This window comes from Nocardioides sp. NPDC057577 (assembly GCF_042801335.1).
Lineage (GTDB): Bacteria > Actinomycetota > Actinomycetes > Propionibacteriales > Nocardioidaceae > Nocardioides.
In genome coordinates this window covers 1-18,421 of the sequence record NZ_JBHVGB010000059.1, presented here as the reverse complement: position 1 = coordinate 18,421, position 18,421 = coordinate 1, and the positions used below count along the sequence as shown (strand labels likewise).

The window sequence follows — 18,421 nt, the reverse complement described above, 5'->3', positions numbered from 1 at the left end:
GTAACGCGCCGACTCGGCGGGAGGTCACTCGGCGAAGGACTCCACCGGCGGGCAGGAGCAGACCAGGTTGCGGTCGCCGTAGGTGTTGTCGATACGGGCCACCGGCGGCCAGTACTTGTCGGGGTCGATGCCGCGCGGGAAGACGGCCTCCTCGCGCGAGTAGGCCCGGTCCCAGTCGCCGACGAGGGCGCGGGAGGTGTGCGGGGCGCCGCGCAGGACCGAGGTCTCGGCGGTCCACTCGCCCGAGCCGACCCGGTCGATCTCACCCTTGATCGCGATCATCGCGTCGATGAACCGGTCCAGCTCGCCGAGGTCCTCGGACTCGGTGGGCTCGACCATGAGGGTGCCGGCGACCGGGAAGGACATCGTCGGGGCATGGAAGCCGTAGTCGATGAGCCGCTTGGCGACGTCGTCGACGGTGACTCCGGTCTCCTTCGTGATCGGCCGCAGGTCGAGGATGCACTCGTGCGCGACCAGGCCGGTCTCGCCACGGTAGAGCACCGGGAAGTGCTCGTTCAGGCGGGACGCGACGTAGTTCGCCGACAGCACCGCCGCCGACGTCGCCCGGGTCAGACCCTCGGCGCCCATGAGCCGGACGTAGGCCCACGAGATGGGCAGGATCCCCGCCGAACCGTACGGGGCGGCCGAGATCGCACCGATGCCCGAGCGCTTGGCGGTGTCCGGGTGCAGCGAGTGCGACGGCAGGTAGGGCGCGAGATGCGAGCGGACGGCCACCGGACCCACCCCGGGGCCACCGCCGCCGTGCGGGATGCAGAAGGTCTTGTGGAGGTTGAGGTGGGAGACATCCCCGCCGAACTCGCCGGGCTTGGCGTAGCCCAGGAGCGCGTTGAAGTTGGCGCCGTCGATGTAGACCTGACCACCGGCCTCGTGCACCAGCGAGCAGACCTCGGTGATGCCCTCCTCGTAGACCCCGTGGGTCGAGGGGTAGGTCACCATGATCGCGGCGACGTTCTCGCCGTGAGCGTCCAGCTTGGCCCGCAGGTCGTCGAGGTCGACGGTGCCGTCCTCCGACGACTTCACGACCTCGACCTTCATCCCAGCCATCACGGCCGAGGCGGCGTTGGTGCCGTGCGCCGAGGAAGGCATCAGGCAGATCTTGCGGTGGCCCTGGCCCTGCGCGTCCAGGTAGCCACGGATCGCCATCAGGCCGGCGAACTCGCCCTGCGAGCCGGCGTTCGGCTGGATGGAGACCTCGTCGTAGCCGGTGACCTCGGCCAGCCAGCCCTCGAGCTCCCCGACGAGACGCGTGTAGCCGGCGGCGTCCTCGGCGGGCACGAACGGGTGCAGGTCGGCGAAGCCGGGCAGCGAGATCGGCTCCATCTCGGTGGTCGCGTTGAGCTTCATGGTGCACGAGCCGAGCGGGATCATGCCCTTGTCGAGCGCGTAGTCGCGCGCCGCCAGCTTGTGCAGGTAGCGCAGCATCTGGGTCTCGCTGTGGTGCGCGTTGAAGACCTCGTGGGTGAGGTAGTCGGTGGTGCGGAGCAGACCGTCCGGCAGCGCGCTGGCCGTGGTGCGGTCGATCTCGTCCAGGTCCGCGCCGGAGACGCCGAAGGCGTTGAGCACGGCGGACAGGGTCGAGCGGGTCGTCGCCTCCGAGGTCGAGATGCCGACGGTGTCGGCGTCGACGAGACGAAGATGTACGCCGAAACGACGCGCCGCGGTGACGACATCGGCCGCCCGCCCGGGGACGGTGACACCCAGTGTGTCGAAGAACGACTCCGAGACCAGCGGGAGCCCGGCCGACTTGAGCGCGGCGGCCAGGACGGCTGCGTAGCGGTGCGCGCGGGTCGCGATCGACCGCAGCCCGGCGGGGCCGTGGTAGACGGCGTACATCGAAGCGCCGACGGCCAGCAGCACCTGCGCGGTGCAGATGTTGGAGGTCGCCTTCTCGCGGCGGATGTGCTGCTCACGCGTCTGCAGCGCGAGCCGGTACGCGGGCCGCCCCTCGGCGTCGACGGAGACGCCGACAAGGCGACCGGGCAGGTGCCGCTCGATCCCCGCGTGGACGGCCATGTAGCCGGCGTGCGGGCCACCGTAGAAGAGCGGGATGCCGAAGCGCTGGGTCGAGCCGACGACGACGTCGGCGCCGAGCGTGCCGGGCGCTTCCAGGACGGTGAGAGCGAGCAGGTCGGCGGCGACGACGGCGAGCGCGCCCCGCTCGTGGGCGGCGTCGATGACCGGCTTGAGATCGGGGACGCACCCAGAGGCACCCGGGTACTGCACCAGCACGCCGATCACGTCACCCTCGGGCAGGCCCTGCGAGAGGTCGGCCACGACGACCTCGAGGCCCATCGCCTCGGCGCGTACCTTCACGACCTCGATCGACTGCGGCAGCGCGTCGGCATCGATCACGAACGGACCGGATCCCTTGCGGTTGGCGCGGTGAACCAGTGCCAGCGCCTCGGCGGCCGCGGTGCCCTCGTCCAGGAGCGACGAGTTGGCGACCGGCAGACCGGTCAGGTCGCCGACCATGGTCTGGAAGTTGATGAGCGCCTCGAGGCGGCCCTGGGAGATCTCGGGCTGGTAGGGCGTGTAGGCGGTGTACCAGCTCGGGTCCTCGAGCACGTTGCGGCGGATCACCGGCGGCGTCACGGTGGCGTGGTAGCCGAGCCCGATCATCGCCTCGCCGGGCTTGTTGGAGGCCGCGATCTCCCGCGCCAGCGACGCGACCTGGGCCTCGCTCAACGCGGCCGGCAGGTCCAGCGACTCGACCGAGCGGATCCCTGCAGGGACGGCTGCGTCCATCATCGCGGCTACCGAGTCGTACCCGAGCCGCGCGAGCATGGTCGCCTCGTCAGCGGCCGAGAGCCCGACGTGGCGCTCCACGAACGGGGAGGCGGCATCGAGCTCGGACAGGGTGGGCGTGTCGGACACAGTGGCTCCTGAGGGCATCTAAGTAAGACAACTCGTACGCCCTCCCCCTCTGTCACGCGCGGATGCACCGCTTCAGAGTTGCCTGGTCCGCACAGTCGTGGGTGCCTGAGAGTTTCCGGGGAGGAATTGCCCCTTCGGCGCCCCTTCGAGAGGAGCTCTCCCGTGCGGGATGGTCAGCACCACCAGCATAAACGACAGCACCCCGAGGTCCCGTCTCCGCGGGGCCTCGGGGCCTGGTGTCGACTGAGTCCTAGATCACCCGGCGTTGCGCGCGGCGCGGCGGGCGGAGAGCTCGTCAGACATCGAGGCGACCTGCTCGCCGTCCTCGGCCGTGCGCTCGCTGGGGAGCTCGGAGAGGGTGCCCTCGATCTCGCGCCAGACGCCACCGATGGCGATCCCGAAGACGCCCTGCCCGCCCTGGAGCAGGTCGATGACCTCGTCGTTGCTGGTGCACTCGTAGACCGAGGCGCCATCACTCATCAGGGTGACGCGGGTCAGGTCGTCGGTGCCACGCTCACGCAGGTGGTGCACGGCGGCACGGATCTGCTGCAGCGAGATCCCGGCGTCGAGGAGCCGCTTGATGACCTTGAGGATCAGGATGTCTCGGAAGGAGTAGAGCCGCTGGGTGCCGGAGCCGGTGGCCCCACGCACGCTCGGCTCGACCAGACCGGTGCGAGCCCAGTAGTCGAGCTGCCGGTAGCTGATCCCGGCCGCATTGCAAGCCGTCGGGCCGCGGTAACCGGTGTCGCTCGGCAGAGGCGAGACATCGTCGGTGAAGAGAAGGCCCTGCTCGTCAGCCTGCTCCGCCGCGCGTTGCGCGTCGTCGGCGCCGTGGCCGGGCTTCTGCTCGTGGTCGAACACGATGTCCTCCATCGTCTACTCCGTTGCGCGTAACTCCACTCGGGGAATGAACGGCTGCGGCGGGGGGACCACATCGTTGGAGTTACAACAGAGACAACTACAAGGTAAGCGTCGCAAGGGCCCTGGTCAAAGAACCCCTCCGGCGTGTCGTTCCCCCTAACCCTCAAGTAGAGGATGAGGGTCTGCGCGCCCCGCCCGTCGACGCCAGGGCGGTCAGCGTCAGCAGGACGGCCCCGACGAGAAGGCAGGCCTGCATCCCGGACAGGGTGAGGAAGCCCGTCGCACCGACACCGAGACCCCCGAACACGGCCACCGCGATCGCTCCGCCTGTCTGCCGGAACGTGCTGAGCACGCCGGTGGCGACGCCCACCCGGGCGGGCTCGACGGCATCGATCAGGTCGGCGGTGACGACGGTGATGGCCAGTGCGCCACCCGTGGCCAGCGGGACGAGCAGGACGAGGACCAGCCAGACCGGTGTGGAGGTGGTGAGCGGGCACAGGACGAGCATCGCCACCGCGAGGATCAGCTGACCGCCGACGATGAGCGGCCGCCGACCGACGGCGTGCGCGAGCCGCGGTGCCAGCACGTTCGCACCGGTGGTCAGGACCGCCGGGATGACGAACATCAGCCCCGCCTCGGCGCCGCTCCAGCCCCGCACCTGCTGGTAGTAGAGACCGAGCAGGAAGATCCCGCCGTAGAACCCGAAGTTGATCCCGAAGCCGGCGACCAAGGCGACCATCACGCGGCCTCGGCCCAGCAGCCCGAGCGGCAGCACCGGCGCCGCGGATCGACCCTCGACGACGACAAACGCCACCGCCGCCGAGACCGAAGCCGCACCCGCGAGCAGGGCACTCGCGTGCCAGCCGGTGTGACCGGCCTCGATGACGGCGTACGTCAGCGCGGACAGCGCGACCACGGCTAGAGCCTGGCCCGGGAGATCGAGCGGTACCCGGCGGCGCACCGGCCGGATCCGCAGACCCGCCAGCAGGGCGACGATGAGGATCCCGATCGGCACGTTGACCAGGAAGACCCAGCGCCAGCCGGCGTACTCGCTCAGCAGGCCGCCGGCCACCGGGCCCAGCGCCATGGCGGCCGATCCGCCAACGGTCCACACCGCGATGGCATGCGCGCGGGCCCCCGCGTCGTCGTATGCCACCCTGACCAGCGCCAGCGATGCCGGCATCACCAGCGCCGCGGCGGCGCCCTGGAGCACTCGCGCGGCGACGAGCGCCGGCATCACCGGAGCGGCCGCGCAGGCCAGGGACGCCACCGTGAACAGCACCACCCCCAGCGCGTAGGCCCGCACCGGTCCGACCCGGTCGGTCACCGCTCCCGCCGAGAGCATCAGCGCCGCGAACATCAACGTGTACGCATCCACCACCCACTGCAGCCCGGCCATCCCTCCGCCCAGGTCCCGGTGGAGATAGGGCAGCGCGATGTTCACCGCGGAGACGTCCACGGTGATCACCGTGAAGCCCAGCAGCGCGGCGAGCAGCGCTCGAACGCTCCCCCGCCGCGTCGGCGCCGGGCCGCCGGTCGACGCCTCATGGGCGAGTACGGTCATCGGAATCCTCCTCCGGTTCGTGATGCCGGAAAGTCTGGTCGCGCCTCGCGCACAGAGGCAGACCGTGTGATGCCGCGGTGCCGCCAGGGGTGGGTATGACACGGCCCCTCACGCGGGTCGCACCTGCGGCACACTGGTGAGGATGAGCGAGATGGCTGCGACTGAGCTCGGGCGCTACCTGCGCGCCCGCCGGGCACGGGTGACCCCCGAGGAGGCGGGCCTGCCCGCGGGTACCGGGGTGCGGCGTACGCCTGGCCTGCGGCGTGAGGAGCTGGCTGCCCTCGCGGGTGTGTCGGTCGACTACTACACCCGCCTGGAACGGGGTCGGGAGACCAACCCGTCGGCGGCCGTCCTGGACTCCCTGGCCCGGACGCTGCGCCTGAGCGGCGACGCCCACGAGCGGCTGCACGAGCTAGCCGAGGTCGCCTCGGGCCGCTTCGGTGAGCCCCGGGCGACGACCGATCTGACCGTACGTCCCTCCGTGCTCGTCATGCTCGAGACGTTGCGTCCGCTGCCGGCCTTCGTGGTCAGCCGGCACAACGACCTGCTGGCGTCCAACCTGCCCGGGCGGCGGCTCTACCCCGGCCTGTGGGACGGTCCCACCGAGCACCGCAACCTGACCCGCTACCTCTTCCTCGACCCGGTCGGGCGGCACCTGCTCGACCCGTGGCACGAGACGGTGGCCGGCTCGGTCGCCAACCTGCGCGCCGTCGGCGGCACCGACGTCGACTCCCCCCGCCTGGCCGCGCTCGTGGGCGAGCTGCTGCTCAAGTCACCCGAGTTCGCCGGGATCTGGGAACTCTACGACGTGTGCGAGCGCAGCGGGGGCACCAAGACGTTCGAGCATCCACGGGTGGGCCGGATGACACTCACCTACGAGGTCATGCAGCTGGCCCGCACCGGCGGCCAGCGCATGGTCGTCTACCAGGCGGAGGCCGAAACGGTCGACGAGAAGGCGATGCTGGCCCTGAGCGAATGATCCGCGCTAGTGGGACTCGAAGTCCTCGGGCGTGATCTCGTCGAGGAACTCGCGGAACTTCTCGATCTCGTCCTCCTGCTCGGCCGGGACAGCGAGCCCCGCCTCGTCGAGGACCTCGTCCGAGACCACGATCTTGGTCCCCGTCCGCAGCGCCAGCGCGATCGAGTCCGAAGGCCGAGCGCTCACCTCGACGCCGGAGGCGAAGACCAGGTTGGCGTAGAAGACGCGGTCGGTGACCGAGGTGATCTGCACCTCGGTCAGCTCGTTGCCGGTCGCCTCGAGCACGTCCTTGAGCAGGTCGTGGGTCAGCGGACGGGGCGGAACCACGCCCTGCTGGGCGAAGGCGATGGCGGTCGCCTCCACCGCGCCGATCCAGATGGGCAGGTATCGCTCACCCGCCACCTCGCGCAACAGCACGATCGGCTGGTTGGAGGGCATCTCCACTCGGACTCCGAGCACATCGACCTCGCGCATGTCATCCACCCTACCCGTCTCCAGGTCGCGACAGCAGCCCGGTTGACCGGCGACACGAACCGAGTCAGCGGTCGCGCAGGCCCGACTTCACCAAGGTGGCGTGCAGACGGACCGCCAGGGAGGCGATCTCGCTGCCGATCTCCTCGGCCCGGCCCTGCGCTCCGGCGTTCCCGGGGCGCCGCAACGGCGCCACGATCTGCTCGATGAGGCCGACCTCGCGGTCGGCGGCGGCCTTCATGCCGCGCAGGTGACGAGGCTCGATGCCGAACTCGGCCAGCTCCTTGGCGGTGCGCGCGATCGCGAGGGCATCGGTGTCGTAGTGACCGCTGCGCAGCGGCACCACCAGCGCCATCTTCTCCAGCTCGGTCAGCAGCACGTCGTCGACCTCGGCCACCTTGAGGAGCTCACGCCGCGAGATCCTCATGTTGTCCGTACGCCGGAACGACTCCGCCCCGGGCGCGCCGCTGGGAGTCAGGGCGACCGTCGGGACCGTGGGCACGGTCGGCTCGATCGCTGGCGGCTCGAGGCCGCGGTCGATCGCGTCGAGGTGATCGCCGATGACCTTGAGCGGCAGGTAGTGGTCGCGCTGCATCCTCAGGACATAGCGCAGCCGCTCGACATCACGGCGGGAGAACTTGCGGTAGCCCGCGGGCGTACGCTCCGGCTTGATCAGTCCCTTGTCCTCGAGAAACCGGATCTTCGGGATGGTGACCGTGGGAAAGTCCGGACGCAACTGGTCCAGGACCTGCCCGATGTTGAGCCGCTCCCCCGAGTCGCTAGCCGGCCGTTGAGGGTCAGGCATCGCGGCGGCGGCCATCGGCTACGCCCCTTCGTGCCCGGCGTAGAAGACGAGCCGGAACTTCCCGACCTGGACCTCGTCGCCGTCCGTGAGGACGACCTTCTCGATCCGGTCGCGGTTGACGTAGGTGCCGTTGAGGCTGCCGACGTCGGAGACCTCGAAGGTGTCGCCGGTGCGCGCGAACTCGGCGTGGCGACGCGAGACGGTGACGTCATCGAGGAAGATGTCGCTGTCCGGGTGGCGACCCGCAACCACGGTGTCCTGGTCAAGCAGAAAGCGGCTTCCGGCACCGGGACCACGCTGCACGACGAGCATGCCGTTGCCCCTCGGCAGGGCCTCGACGGTGGCCGCCTCGATCGGGCTGAGCACCCGGTCAGAGGTGTCGGCGTCAGCCCCGAGCTGAATCGTCGAGGTCTGGTCGGTCCCGGTCAGGCTTACGCCACACTGCGAGCAGAACCGCGCTTCGTCGGGGTTCTGGCTGCCGCAAGCGGGGCACACGGACATTTTTGAGCTCCAGGTTCATCGAGGGCCGGGCACCTACCCTCAAGTGAGCGTTGAGGGATGGTATCCGCAACCTATCAGGTCGGCCCAGGTGTTCGGTTGAGTTACGCGTCGAGTGATGCCTCGTACGCCGCGGCGTCGAGGAGGCTCTCCAGCTCGGCAGGATCGGACGGTGTGACCTCGAACAGCCAGCCACCGCCGTAGGGGTCGTCGTTGACCAGCTCGGGCGTGGCGTCGAGCGATCCGTTGACCGCGACGACCTCGCCGGAGATCGGCGCGTAGATGTCGCTGACCGACTTGGTCGACTCGAGCTCACCGCAGCTCTCGCCCGACGCGATCGTGTCGCCGACGGCCGGCAACGACACGTAGACGATGTCACCGAGAGCGTCCTGGGCGTAGTTGGTGATGCCGACCCGTACGGAGCCCTCGGTCTCGCCAGGGTTGCGCAGCCACTCGTGCTCGCTGGTGTACTTCAGGTCCTCGGGGTACACAGCCATCTCCTCATCAGGCGTACTGGTCTGGCCGCGGAAGATCGTCCCGCGAGCCGGTTGTCGAAACCCTACTGCGCCCCACCGACGAAACCGTCAGCGGGACACGGTGTGAATCGACTCGATGTCGATCTTCTCCTCCGGCTCCACCTTGACCTCCGCGCCCTGCTCCTCGAGCTGGTCCTGCGGGCCCTGGTAGAAGTCGATCGCGCCGGCCAGCGTGTCGGGCGGGCCGATCACCTTGAGTCGGTAGGGCGGGCTGATCAGCTCGCCGCCGACGTTGAGTCCCTGACCGGGCTGGCTGACCTCGATCGAGGACGACGCGACCAGGCGCACGGCCTCGCCGTCGGCCCCCTCGATCTCCATCGCCTCGGCGCCGCTCGTACGCAGCTCCTCGATCAGGTCGAGGAGCGCGGTCAGCCGCAGCGGATCGGCGCCGGGCTCGATCTCGATGGTGATCCCCGGACCGCTGACCGGCACCGTCCCGGCGATCACCCGGAGCGTGTCGACCTGCTCCTCGGCACGTTGGAGCGCGGTCTGCTGCTGAAGGGTCTGGTCCTCGAGCTCGTCGCGGGTCCCCTCGAGCTCCTCGATCTGCTCTTGGGCCTTCTGCGTGGTACCGGCCAGGCCGGAGAGGATGTCGATCAGCTCCTGCTCGCGCAGACCGGCGTACGTCGAGTCCTCGGTGTTCGTCTGGACCTGCACCACCGCGGCGTAGCCGAGTACGCAGAGCAGGACCGCCACGGCCACCTGGCCGCGCCGGAAGTGGGTGAGCGCGTCGAAGAGCCGCGCCCGGCCGACCAGCGGCGCCGGCTCCTCCTCGGGCTCATCCGGTTCACCCGCCTCGTCAGCCTCGTCGACCTTCTGGGTCTTCGGAAGCTCCTCGGCATCGGCGACCTCGTCGGCCTCCTCGACCTGTTCGGACTGCTCGGGACCAGCCGCGTCCTCGACCTCGTCGGGCTCCGCGCTGTCCGAGGGCTCATCGGCCTTCTCGGCCTCCGGCTCCTCAGTCTCTTCGGACTCGGCTGCCGCCGCCGCAGCAGGTTCGACGTCGTCCGCTTTCTCGGTGGACTCGACCGGCGCGTCGTCCGTCTCCTCGGCGTCGTCCGCCTCCTCGGGCTCGCGTGCGGAGGAGTCCTCGGCCACCTGCTCCTCGGGCTCGTCGACAGCCTCGTCGGACGCAGCCACCTCGGACGCAGCCTCATCAGGTGCATCCGTCTCCGACTGCTCCTGGGACTCCTCGGCCTCGGTCGACTCGGCAGACTCCGCAGGTGCCTGCTCAGCAGGCGGCGTACCTTCGTCCGAAACCTCGGGCGTGGCGGCGTCCTCGGTGACGGTCTCCTCCGCGGGCTCGGCAGGCTTCTTCGCCGGCGCCTTCTTAGCCAGCGCCTTCTTCGCCGGGGTCCGCTTCGCCGGGGGCCTCCTCTTCCGGTCAGGCATGGAAGATGTGCCTCCGGATGGCTGCGACGTTGGTGAAGATGCGGATGCCGAGGACGACGATGACGCCGGTGGACAGCTGGCCGCCGACGCCGAGGCGGTCACCGAGATAGACGATGCCGGCGGCGATGACGACGTTGCTGATGAACGAGACGACGAAGACCTTGTCGTCGAAGATGCCGTCCATGAACGCGCGCAGCGCACCGAAGACCGCGTCCAGCGCGGCGACGACGGCGATCGGCAGGTAAGGCGCCAGACCGACAGGCACCTCGGGCTGGAAGAACAGTCCCAGCACGATGCCGATCACTAGGCCGATGACGGCGATCATTCTTCGCGGTCCCCTTCGCTGTTCTCTTCGGAGTCTTCGTCGGTGTTGTCGGTGGGCTTCTCGGAGCCCTGGGTGCCCTTGGACTTGGCCCCGAGGTGGGTCAACTCCAGCAGATCAGGCGGCGCCGCGGGAAGGGTGAGCCGGTCGATGTTCTCGACGTCGTAGGGCATCCCGTAGTCCTGCGTCGTGGTGTGAATCATCGCCCCGGAGACCGTCTCGGCGAAGCGTGCGGCCAGCGTACGCGTGTCGCCGATGGCCGACACCTCATAGGGCGGCGAGAGCGAGACGTCGTTCATCCGCAGGGTGGAGCCGGAGGTGATCACGCCGCTGCGCGGGGTGACCCGCTGGCCGTCGACGGCCACGGCGGTCGCCCCCGCCTGCCACAGTCCGTTGACGATCACGGCGAGATCGTAGTCGCGGACGGTGCCGCCCTCGCTGCCGTCGGCGGCGTTGTCGATCGTGATCCTGATCCCCGAGCCGGTCACCGGGGCGAACCCGGTCTCCTCCGCGGTCGCCGCGGCGCTCGAGGACGCCGACTCGGCCCGCTGCCCGAGCGAGCTGAGCGCCGCCTCGCGGCTCTGGTTGACCTCGCGGAGATCGGAGATCTGCTCGTGCAGGTCGGCGATCCGGTCCTGGCGCTGCTCGATGCGGTCGACGAGGACCTGCCTGCTGGTCTGGCGGATGTCTTCGTTGCGGGAGGTCTGCACCGCGGCGGTCGTGGCCAGCAGCGCGAACAGCCCGACCACCACCATCGCCCACAGCCCCGGCCGGCGACGCCGGGTCGGCTCCTCCCCCGCGGGCTCGCGCCGCTCGGCGGCGGCCATGTAGTCGGAGTCGATCGCCTGATCGGTGATGCGGTCCAGCAGTGGCTTGGTGACGTAGGCGCGCAGGTCCTCGGAGCCAGGGATCTGGTCAGGCACGGGTCGCCCCGCCCTTCTCCCGCGGCGGCGTGGTGGCCATCAGCCGACGCGCCTCCTGGGCGTAGAGGACCAGGCTCCACCAGAGCAGCAGGATCCCCCACAGCGCGAAGGCCCATCCGAAGGCCTGCGCCACCTGGATCGCCAGGCTCGGCTCCAGGCCGAGATCGAGCGTCTCGGGGATGTCGTGGCTGAGGTAGAGCAGCGGGAAGGAGGCCAGCAGACAGAACGCGGCCACCTTGCCGAGGAGATGGACCGGAAGCGTACGCACCCCACGGCTGCGCAGCGCCGGGATCATCGCCAGCAGGCCGACGAGCCGCAGCGGCACCAGCAGCGCGATCGGCCACGGGATCACGTCGATCTGCCAGAGCGCGAGGGTCGCGGCCAGGACGAAGACGGTGCTGGCCACCACGTCGAGCAGCTCGCCCGAGCGGCGGCGGCCCAGCTGCTTGCGGTTCAGCCAGCTGTCGAGCAGGTCGGTGACGATCGCGAGACCGAACGCGGACAGCGCGATCGTGTCGTCCTCGGCGATCATCACCGCCCACAGCACCACCGGCGCGTAGACGAGCCGCAGGATGCTGAGCAGCTTGCCGAGCACGGGCTGGTTGCGATCGGTCGAGCCACGGGGTCGCCGCCGAGCATCCCGGCCAGGTTGCAGGCGGGGATCACCGGATCGACGGTTGGGCATCTGCGGGCTCTCCTCTGTCACCAGACGCGGCACGAGCCAACCCTAGTCGGTGGGGGTGGAGTCATCGGCGTGGGCGGCGTCGCGGATCTCACCGACCAGCTCCTCGATGACATCCTCGAGCGTCGCCAGCCCGATCGTGCTGCCGTCCTCACGGACGACCCGGGCCAGGTGGGCGCCGCGGCGCTGCAGGGTCTCGAGCGTCTCGTGGAGCGCGTCGTCGGGAGTGACCGTCGCGAACGGGCGGACCCACTTGTTCTGGACGGGCTGCCGGCGGCGTACGTCATCGGGCTCGAGTACGTCCTTGATGTGCAGGTAGCCGACCAGGTCGCCGCTCTCGCCCGCGACCGGGAACCGGCTGTAGCCGGTCGAGGCGCACACCGCCTCGATGTCGGCACCCGAGGCGCCGCGCGGCACGATCGTCCACTCGGAGATCGGGATGGTGACCTTGGCGACCGTCTTCTCGGTGAAGCCGAGCGCCCCGGCCAGACGGCCGTACTCGTCCTCCTCCAGGAGCCCCTCACCGCGGGACTCCTCGACCATGGCGGCCACCTCCGCCCGGGTGAAGGCGGAGCTCACCTCGTCCTTGGGCTCGATGCCGAGCGCCCGGATGCACACGTTGGCGACGTAGTTGAACGCGACGATGATCGGGCGCAGCACGTAGACGACCGCGTAGATGGCCGGGCCGAGGACCAGGGCGGCCTTGTCGGGACCGGCCAGTGCGATGTTCTTCGGCACCATCTCGCCGACCACCACGTGCAGATAGGTGACCACGAGCATCGCGATCACGAACGCGACCGGATGGTGGAAGGCTTCGGGCAGGCCGATCAGGTCGAAGCCGGGCTCGAGCAGGTGGGCGAGCGCCGGCTCGGTGATCGCCAGCAGCAGCACCGAGCAGACGGTGATGCCCAGCTGGGCGCCGGCCATCATCAGGCTGATGTTCTCCATCGCCCGCAGCGTGATCCTGGCCATCTGCGAGCCTGCCTGGGCGGCCGGCTCGATCTGGCTGCGCCGGGCCGAGACCAGGGCGAACTCCGAGCCGACGAAGAAGCCGTTGGCGAGCAGCAGCACCAGGCCGAGCAGGAGTCCTGTCGTCGTACTCATCAGCCGATCACCTGCATCGAGATCCGGTCGATCCGGCGGCCTTCCATGACCTCCACGGTCAGCTTCACGTACCTCGCGTACACATCGTCGTCATCGGAGTCCGGCGGCGGGTTGCCGGGGACGGTCAGCTCGGTGGAGGCACCACGCTCGGGGATGCGGCCGAGCAGGCTCAGCATCAGACCGGCGACGGTGTCGTAGTCCTCGCTCTCGGGTAGGGCGACACCGGTGATGTCCTCGACCTCGTCGGGACGCAGCAGCCCCGACAGCGACCAGCCGCCGTCGCGGCGCAGCCGGGCTCGGGCGCTGAGCGGGTCGTGCTCGTCTGCGATATCGCCCACGATCTCCTCGATCACGTCCTCGAGCGTGACGATGCCGGCCTGGTCGCCGTACTCGTCGAGCACCACGGCCAGCTGGAACCCCTCGGCGCGCAGCAGCGCCATCAGCGGGTCCAGGCGCAGGGAGTCGGGCACGACCACCGGCGGCACCATCAGGTGCTTGACCTTGGCCGTGGGCCGCTCGTGCACCGGCAGCGCCACGGCCGCCTTGACGTGCACGGTGCCGACCACGGCCTCGCGGTCGTCGAGCACCGGGAAGCGGGAGTTGCCCGTACGCCGGGTGAGCTCGATCAGCGCCTCGGCGCGGTCGTTGTGGTCGAGGCTGTGGACGCGTACGCGCGGGGTCATGATCTCCCCCGCCGTGCGGGTGCCGAACTCGACCGAGCGCTCCATCAGCTCAGCGGTGTCGGCGTCGAGGGTGCCCTCGTGGGCGCTGCGCTGGATCAGCGAGGAGAGCTCGGCCGAGCTGCGCGCCGAGCGCAGCTCCTCCTGCGGCTCCATGCCCAAGCGGCGCACGATCGCGTTGGCGGTGCCGTTGAGCACCCTGATCGGGCCGCGCATGATCCGGGTGAAGGCCCGCATCGGCCCCTGGGTGACGCGCGCGGTCTCCAGGGGCAGGGCCAGCGCGAGGTTCTTCGGGACGAGCTCACCGAAGAGCATCGTCACGATCGTGGAGAGGGTCAGCGCGATCGCCACCGCGATCCCGGTCACCGCACCCTCCGGCAGCCCGGTGGCGAGCAGCGGCGCGTCGATCAGCTCGGCGATCGCCGGCTCCGACATCCAGCCGATGCCGAGGTTGGTCACGGTGATGCCGACCTGCGCGCCGGAGAGGTTGCTGGAGAGCTCCTTCATCGCGCTGAGTACGCCTTGGGCGCGCTTGTCGCCCTGCTCGGCGGCCATCTCCACCTGGGAGTGGTCGACCGTGACCAGGGAGAACTCGGCGGCCACGAACACACCGCAGGCGGCGACGAGCAGCAGGGCCAGGAGGATGAACAGGACCTCGGTCATCGCACCAACCTCGACTGGTACGGCCGCGAGTCACACAGCGGGCATGGATATTGGCCGGGTTGCGGTCCGTCCATCGGGGTTCAGATCGTCCTTAGCTGTTGGAAGTGCGGTCAGCCTACATGGCTGTGGTTGCGCCTCCTGCGTTTGCTGTGCGGGCGCCTGAGGGACGTGTCGTGTTCCGGACACGGTTGTCCAGAACGAGGCTGTGAGCCTTGACACATCTCGCCCGTTCGTCAACTCTTACGCGGCAGTAACCGACGAATCACGAGCCGAGGGAGCCCCCTTGACCATGTTCTCAGCCTCAAGACGTACGTTCCTCGCCGGAGCCGGTGCCGCTGGTGCCGCCGCGTCCGGGCTGCTCGCCGGTCCGGCAGCGGCCACCTCGCCCCGTCGCGTACGGCTGGTGCGGGAGGAGCACCGGGCGGTCGTCATCGGGTCTGGCTTCGGTGGCGGGGTGGCCGCGCTGCGGCTGGCCGAGGCCGGCGTACCTGTCACGGTGCTCGAGCGGGGCCGCCGCTGGCCGACGGGCCCGGACGCGCAGACCTTCCCGACGGTGCGCTCGCTGGACAAGCGGGTGCTGTTCCACACCACCGCACCCGAGGCGCTCAAGCCGCTGCAGAAGCTGCTCGGCACTCCCCTGAACTTCGGCCCGTACGTCGGCCTGCTCGAGCCCGTCCTCGGCCAGAACATGCTCGCGATGTGCGCTGCCGGCGTCGGCGGCGGCTCGCTGGTCTACCAGGGCATGACGCTGCAGCCCTCCGCCGAGGTCTTCAACACCTGGTTCCCGAACGAGCTCGACTACGAGCTCATGGACCGGGTCCACTACCCACGCGTGGCCAAGATGCTCGGCGCCGCGACCGCGCCCGACGAGCTGATCGCCTCGGACAGCTACCGGGTCTCGCGTACGTTCGGCGAGCGCGTGGAGGCCGCCGGCTATGACCTGCAGAAGATCCCGATGCCGATCGACTGGTCCTACGCGCTGGCGGAGCTGCGTGGCGAGATGGCGCCCTCCTACACCAACGGCGACTGCGCCCTCGGTGTCAACAACGGCGGCAAGCACTCCGTCGACGTCACCTACATCGAGCAGGCCGAGGCCACCGGGCTGGTGCACGTCGCCACCCGGCACAACGTGACGAGCGTGGCCCGGGCCGCCGACGGTCGCTGGGAGGTCCATGTCGATCGAACCGACGACGCCGGCGACGTGGTGGAGCAGAAGATCCTGACCACCCGCGCGCTGGTCATGGCGGCCGGCTCGCTCAACACCAGCAAGCTCCTGGTGCGCGCCGCGGCGACCGACACCATCCCGGACCTTCCCGAGCAGCTCGGCAAGGGCTGGGGCACCAACGGCGACCGGATCTACATGTGGCGCCCCTTCGACGAGAATCTCACCGGTACGCAGGGTGGTCCCGTCGTCTACCAGAGCCAGGACTGGGCCGACCCGACCAGGGCCAACACCGTCATCCAGGCATCGTTGCCACCACTCCCCCTCGGCCTCGACCTGGGCGCCACGATGCTGGTCGGCTTCGGCGTCAGCGCCGACCGCGGCAGCTTCCGCTACAGCTCGCTGACGGACTCGGTGAGCCTGCGCTTCCCCTTCGGTGGCGACTCGGCGAGCTATCGCGCGATCCACGAGCGGGTCTCGAAGATCAGCGGTGGACTCGGCGCCCTGATCGACACCAACGCCATCGTCAACAGCACCTGGCACCCGCTCGGCGGCGCGAACATGGGCACCGTCTGCGATCTCGACGGCCGGGTACAGGGCCAGGACGGCCTCTATGTCCTCGACGGCGCGCTCATCCCCGGCACCACCGGAGCGTGCAACCCGTCGATGACCATCGCCGCCGTCGCCGAGCGCGCGATGGACAACATCGTCGCCAAGGACGTCGGGACCGTCATCTGACAGTGCCTGCTGGTCCCGAAACGGGACCAGCAGGATCATGCAATGCAAAATTCTGCAGATTTTGCCGAAAGGGGGTGACAACCCCTTGGGTGATGCGGCAACATTGTTCTTGCCCCGCTGGTGACCCGAGACGCCAGCGGGGCTCTTACGTTTTCCCACCACCTCATGCGAGCTTCTGAGCGACCTCGTTGAGGTTGGCTCGCAGCTTGGCGCGGTAGGCGTCGTGCTGCTCCGGGAGTCGGGCGTCGCAGAAGGCGGCCAGGTCGGGTCCGGTGACCTCCAAGACGCTGCGGCCGACAGCGGCCTCGGTCTCGAACAGGTCGAGGACCTCGCGCAAGATCTCGACGATGTCCATCCCGTCGCCGGCGGTGAAGCGCCACATGTAGCTCTTCATCTCGCCGTAGACGGTGCGGTAGTCGGCGGGCAGTTCGGCAGCGCGGGCCTCCATGCGCTTCCAGTCCTTCTTGTCACCCACGAGGCGGTTGAGGAGGTTGTTCATGGTGGTGCTCCTTCTGTGGTGTTTGTTCGGTCCCTGGTGGGGCCGATGGAAGAAGCGTGCGGCCCTGACGCAGCGTCAGGGTCAAGCACCGATCCGAAGAAACTCTCCACCGGTCGCGACCTTCAGGCCGCCAGGGCGTGGTCGAGGATCAGGTCGCGCAGCCTGAGCTCGGCGGGCGACAGCGACGCTGGGTCCGGTGCCCGAGAGTCGGGTGGTGACTCCGGTGACCGAATGTCGGGCAGTGGGTACGGTGGCCAGGTGTCGGGTGGTGGGCTGAGATAGGTGTGCCCGGTGGGTGTGGTGGTGATGATGCTGCCGTCGGGTCCTGGTCTGGCTCGCCAGCCGAGGGCTTCTTTGGCTTGGTTGCATCGTTCGCACAGCCCTTGCAGGTTCTGGGCGCTGGTGGTGCCGCCGTCAGCGTGCCGTTCGATGTGGTCGATGTTGCGGATCGGGGCATCACAGCCGTTGGTGCGGCAGATCCCGCCATCGCGGGTGGCGATGAACTCGGCCAGACCCTCGGGGGCCTTCCGTGAGCGGGACTCCATCGCGACCATGCGGCCGGCCGGGTCGGTGAACAGACGGCGGACGAACACCTCCGCATCGGCGAGTGCCTCGCGGGCCCAAGTCGCGGGGACGGGGCCGTAGCCCTCGACCACGGCGGGCTGGTCGCCATCGGTGGCGAGGGCGTCGGCGCTCATCACAATCTTGACCTCGATCCGAGGCTGGACTCCCTCAGCCCGACCCGTGACGCGTTCGACGAGGGTGTCGGCCATGACCTGACCCCGGGTCCGCTCATCACCAGCGGCCGCAGCGCTCTTCGCGGCCTGATCGAGCGCGGCGAAGACCGCGACCCCGTCCTTGACGGGGAGCAGGGCGCCGAGCCAGGTCATCGTGTCCGGCGCCGGCCGGACACTGACCCGACGGTCCTTGACGGCGCTTGCGGCCCGGGCGACGACGGATTCCTGGTCGAGGGTGATGGCGAGCTTCTTGGCGGCGTTCTCGAGCTGCCGCAGGCCCATCACCACCGCTTTGGCGGGCTGACCGTCGGGTCCGGGGGCGCAGAGCCGGTGGTCGATGACCCGCCGATCCTCCACCGAGAGACACGCCGTTTCGCGGGCCAGGATGGTGGCCTGCCATTGCGAGAACAACCCGGCTTTCATGAGCGCGAAGGTGTGCGGCATCTCGGCGATCAGGATCTTCGCCAACCCGAGCAGCTTCGCGCCCTTCTCCGGTGAGACCCGCCGCGCCAACGCGACCTGCGAGGCGACCCCTTCACCAAGCTTGCGGGCAGGAACCCCGGCCGCTGATTGACGCTCGCGGACGGCTTCCTCCAGACGCACCGCCGCCTCTGCCTGAACGGCCTCGGCAGTGCACTTCACTGCCTCGAGGCGACTGATCCAGTCGACCAACTCACCCTCGGACGCACCAAGTGGTGGCCCGTCGAGGAGGCGATCGATGGTCTCGTACATACCAGTTATTATATGCGCTCGAGCACCACACCGCGACTCATTTGTGCTGGTCAGATGACAGTTACGCAGTCAGCGAACAAGACACGTGAACTCCGCGCCACTCTCTCGCCGCCGCCCCGATACAGGCGAAATCTTTCTCGATCGGGTGCCGAGTCAAGGACCGCGAAGCGGCCGGCGA

Annotated in this window: 17 protein-coding genes and 1 riboswitch; of the genes, 2 read left to right on the top strand and 15 right to left on the bottom strand. The window is 69.4% G+C overall.

The window, feature by feature from the left end:
* Positions 1-24: 24 nt before the first annotated feature.
* From gcvP to ACFU7D_RS14025, 3 genes are all read right to left on the bottom strand, one after another.
* Positions 25-2,913, bottom strand: coding sequence for an aminomethyl-transferring glycine dehydrogenase (gene gcvP / locus ACFU7D_RS14035; RefSeq protein WP_378867928.1), 2,889 nt, complete (start codon positions 2,911-2,913; stop codon positions 25-27).
* Between the two features lie 64 nt (positions 2,914-2,977).
* A riboswitch (glycine riboswitch) is annotated at positions 2,978-3,068 on the bottom strand.
* Between the two features lie 82 nt (positions 3,069-3,150).
* Positions 3,151-3,768 (bottom strand): MerR family transcriptional regulator, encoded by a 618-nt coding sequence (locus tag ACFU7D_RS14030; RefSeq protein ID WP_378727050.1) that lies wholly within the window; start codon positions 3,766-3,768, stop codon positions 3,151-3,153.
* 151 nt (positions 3,769-3,919) lie between these two features.
* Entirely contained in the window at positions 3,920-5,320 is a 1,401-nt protein-coding gene (locus ACFU7D_RS14025; RefSeq protein ID WP_378867926.1) for an MFS transporter, read from the bottom strand.
* A 151-nt stretch (positions 5,321-5,471) separates the two neighbouring features.
* Between ACFU7D_RS14025 and ACFU7D_RS14020 the strand changes: the two genes are divergently transcribed.
* Positions 5,472-6,299, top strand: coding sequence for a helix-turn-helix transcriptional regulator (locus tag ACFU7D_RS14020; RefSeq protein WP_378867925.1), 828 nt, complete (start codon positions 5,472-5,474; stop codon positions 6,297-6,299).
* A 6-nt stretch (positions 6,300-6,305) separates the two neighbouring features.
* On the opposite strand, the gene ACFU7D_RS14015 is transcribed toward ACFU7D_RS14020, so the two are convergent.
* The 10 genes from ACFU7D_RS14015 to ACFU7D_RS13970 form a co-directional block, all read right to left on the bottom strand.
* Positions 6,306-6,773, bottom strand: a complete 468-nt coding sequence (locus tag ACFU7D_RS14015) for a bifunctional nuclease family protein (protein WP_091042032.1) — start codon at positions 6,771-6,773, stop codon at positions 6,306-6,308.
* Between the two features lie 64 nt (positions 6,774-6,837).
* Positions 6,838-7,590, bottom strand: coding sequence for a MerR family transcriptional regulator (locus ACFU7D_RS14010; RefSeq protein ID WP_378727044.1), 753 nt, complete (start codon positions 7,588-7,590; stop codon positions 6,838-6,840).
* A 3-nt stretch (positions 7,591-7,593) separates the two neighbouring features.
* Positions 7,594-8,076: an FHA domain-containing protein gene (locus tag ACFU7D_RS14005; RefSeq protein ID WP_378727043.1), complete on the bottom strand. Its 483-nt coding sequence runs from the start codon at positions 8,074-8,076 to the stop codon at positions 7,594-7,596.
* Between the two features lie 101 nt (positions 8,077-8,177).
* Positions 8,178-8,564, bottom strand: a complete 387-nt coding sequence (gcvH, locus tag ACFU7D_RS14000; protein WP_378867947.1) for a glycine cleavage system protein GcvH — start codon at positions 8,562-8,564, stop codon at positions 8,178-8,180.
* Positions 8,565-8,657: 93 nt separating this feature from the next.
* Complete coding sequence (locus ACFU7D_RS13995; RefSeq protein ID WP_378867922.1) at positions 8,658-10,001, bottom strand: DUF881 domain-containing protein; 1,344 nt, start codon at positions 9,999-10,001, stop codon at positions 8,658-8,660.
* Complete coding sequence (locus ACFU7D_RS13990; RefSeq protein WP_008359542.1) at positions 9,994-10,326, bottom strand: small basic family protein; 333 nt, start codon at positions 10,324-10,326, stop codon at positions 9,994-9,996. Before ACFU7D_RS13990 ends, ACFU7D_RS13995 begins: the two co-directional genes overlap by 8 nt.
* Complete coding sequence (locus ACFU7D_RS13985; protein WP_378867920.1) at positions 10,323-11,246, bottom strand: DUF881 domain-containing protein; 924 nt, start codon at positions 11,244-11,246, stop codon at positions 10,323-10,325. Before ACFU7D_RS13985 ends, ACFU7D_RS13990 begins: the two co-directional genes overlap by 4 nt.
* Positions 11,239-11,931 (bottom strand): CDP-alcohol phosphatidyltransferase family protein, encoded by a 693-nt coding sequence (locus tag ACFU7D_RS13980; protein ID WP_378867918.1) that lies wholly within the window; start codon positions 11,929-11,931, stop codon positions 11,239-11,241. The genes ACFU7D_RS13985 and ACFU7D_RS13980 overlap by 8 nt, the downstream gene beginning before the upstream one ends.
* Positions 11,932-11,973: 42 nt before the next feature.
* The gene (locus ACFU7D_RS13975; protein ID WP_378727033.1) at positions 11,974-13,032 is read right to left on the bottom strand and encodes a hemolysin family protein; all 1,059 of its coding nucleotides are present in this window, start codon (positions 13,030-13,032) and stop codon (positions 11,974-11,976) included.
* A complete protein-coding gene (locus ACFU7D_RS13970) occupies positions 13,032-14,375 on the bottom strand; it encodes a hemolysin family protein (RefSeq protein WP_378727031.1) in 1,344 nt (447 codons plus the stop codon). The genes ACFU7D_RS13975 and ACFU7D_RS13970 overlap by 1 nt, the downstream gene beginning before the upstream one ends.
* Before the next feature lie 289 nt (positions 14,376-14,664).
* On the opposite strand from ACFU7D_RS13970, the gene ACFU7D_RS13965 reads away from it, so the two are divergent.
* Positions 14,665-16,275, top strand: a complete 1,611-nt coding sequence (locus ACFU7D_RS13965) for a GMC oxidoreductase (RefSeq protein ID WP_378727208.1) — start codon at positions 14,665-14,667, stop codon at positions 16,273-16,275.
* 163 nt (positions 16,276-16,438) lie between these two features.
* Here ACFU7D_RS13965 and ACFU7D_RS13960 read toward each other — a convergent pair whose 3' ends face one another.
* Both ACFU7D_RS13960 and ACFU7D_RS13955 read right to left on the bottom strand, forming a co-directional pair.
* Positions 16,439-16,774 (bottom strand): DUF1048 domain-containing protein, encoded by a 336-nt coding sequence (locus ACFU7D_RS13960; protein ID WP_378867916.1) that lies wholly within the window; start codon positions 16,772-16,774, stop codon positions 16,439-16,441.
* Between the two features lie 122 nt (positions 16,775-16,896).
* The gene (locus tag ACFU7D_RS13955) at positions 16,897-18,243 is read right to left on the bottom strand and encodes a DUF222 domain-containing protein (RefSeq protein ID WP_378867914.1); all 1,347 of its coding nucleotides are present in this window, start codon (positions 18,241-18,243) and stop codon (positions 16,897-16,899) included.
* Between the last annotated feature and the right edge of the window lie 178 nt (positions 18,244-18,421).

Coding starts and splice junctions, on each gene's coding strand:
- ACFU7D_RS13975 (WP_378727033.1), bottom strand. CDS start 13,032: ATGAGTACGACGACAGGACTCCTGCTCGGCCTGGTGCTGCTGCTCGCC.
- ACFU7D_RS14020 (WP_378867925.1), top strand. CDS start 5,472: ATGGCTGCGACTGAGCTCGGGCGCTACCTGCGCGCCCGCCGGGCACGG.
- ACFU7D_RS13990 (WP_008359542.1), bottom strand. CDS start 10,326: ATGATCGCCGTCATCGGCCTAGTGATCGGCATCGTGCTGGGACTGTTC.
- gcvP (WP_378867928.1), bottom strand. CDS start 2,913: ATGCCCTCAGGAGCCACTGTGTCCGACACGCCCACCCTGTCCGAGCTC.
- ACFU7D_RS13995 (WP_378867922.1), bottom strand. CDS start 10,001: ATGCCTGACCGGAAGAGGAGGCCCCCGGCGAAGCGGACCCCGGCGAAG.
- ACFU7D_RS14010 (WP_378727044.1), bottom strand. CDS start 7,590: ATGGCCGCCGCCGCGATGCCTGACCCTCAACGGCCGGCTAGCGACTCG.
- ACFU7D_RS13965 (WP_378727208.1), top strand. CDS start 14,665: ATGTTCTCAGCCTCAAGACGTACGTTCCTCGCCGGAGCCGGTGCCGCT.
- ACFU7D_RS13960 (WP_378867916.1), bottom strand. CDS start 16,774: ATGAACAACCTCCTCAACCGCCTCGTGGGTGACAAGAAGGACTGGAAG.
- ACFU7D_RS13970 (WP_378727031.1), bottom strand. CDS start 14,375: ATGACCGAGGTCCTGTTCATCCTCCTGGCCCTGCTGCTCGTCGCCGCC.
- ACFU7D_RS14005 (WP_378727043.1), bottom strand. CDS start 8,076: ATGTCCGTGTGCCCCGCTTGCGGCAGCCAGAACCCCGACGAAGCGCGG.
- ACFU7D_RS14025 (WP_378867926.1), bottom strand. CDS start 5,320: ATGACCGTACTCGCCCATGAGGCGTCGACCGGCGGCCCGGCGCCGACG.
- ACFU7D_RS13955 (WP_378867914.1), bottom strand. CDS start 18,243: ATGTACGAGACCATCGATCGCCTCCTCGACGGGCCACCACTTGGTGCG.
- ACFU7D_RS13980 (WP_378867918.1), bottom strand. CDS start 11,931: ATGCCCAACCGTCGATCCGGTGATCCCCGCCTGCAACCTGGCCGGGAT.
- ACFU7D_RS14015 (WP_091042032.1), bottom strand. CDS start 6,773: ATGCGCGAGGTCGATGTGCTCGGAGTCCGAGTGGAGATGCCCTCCAAC.
- ACFU7D_RS14030 (WP_378727050.1), bottom strand. CDS start 3,768: ATGGAGGACATCGTGTTCGACCACGAGCAGAAGCCCGGCCACGGCGCC.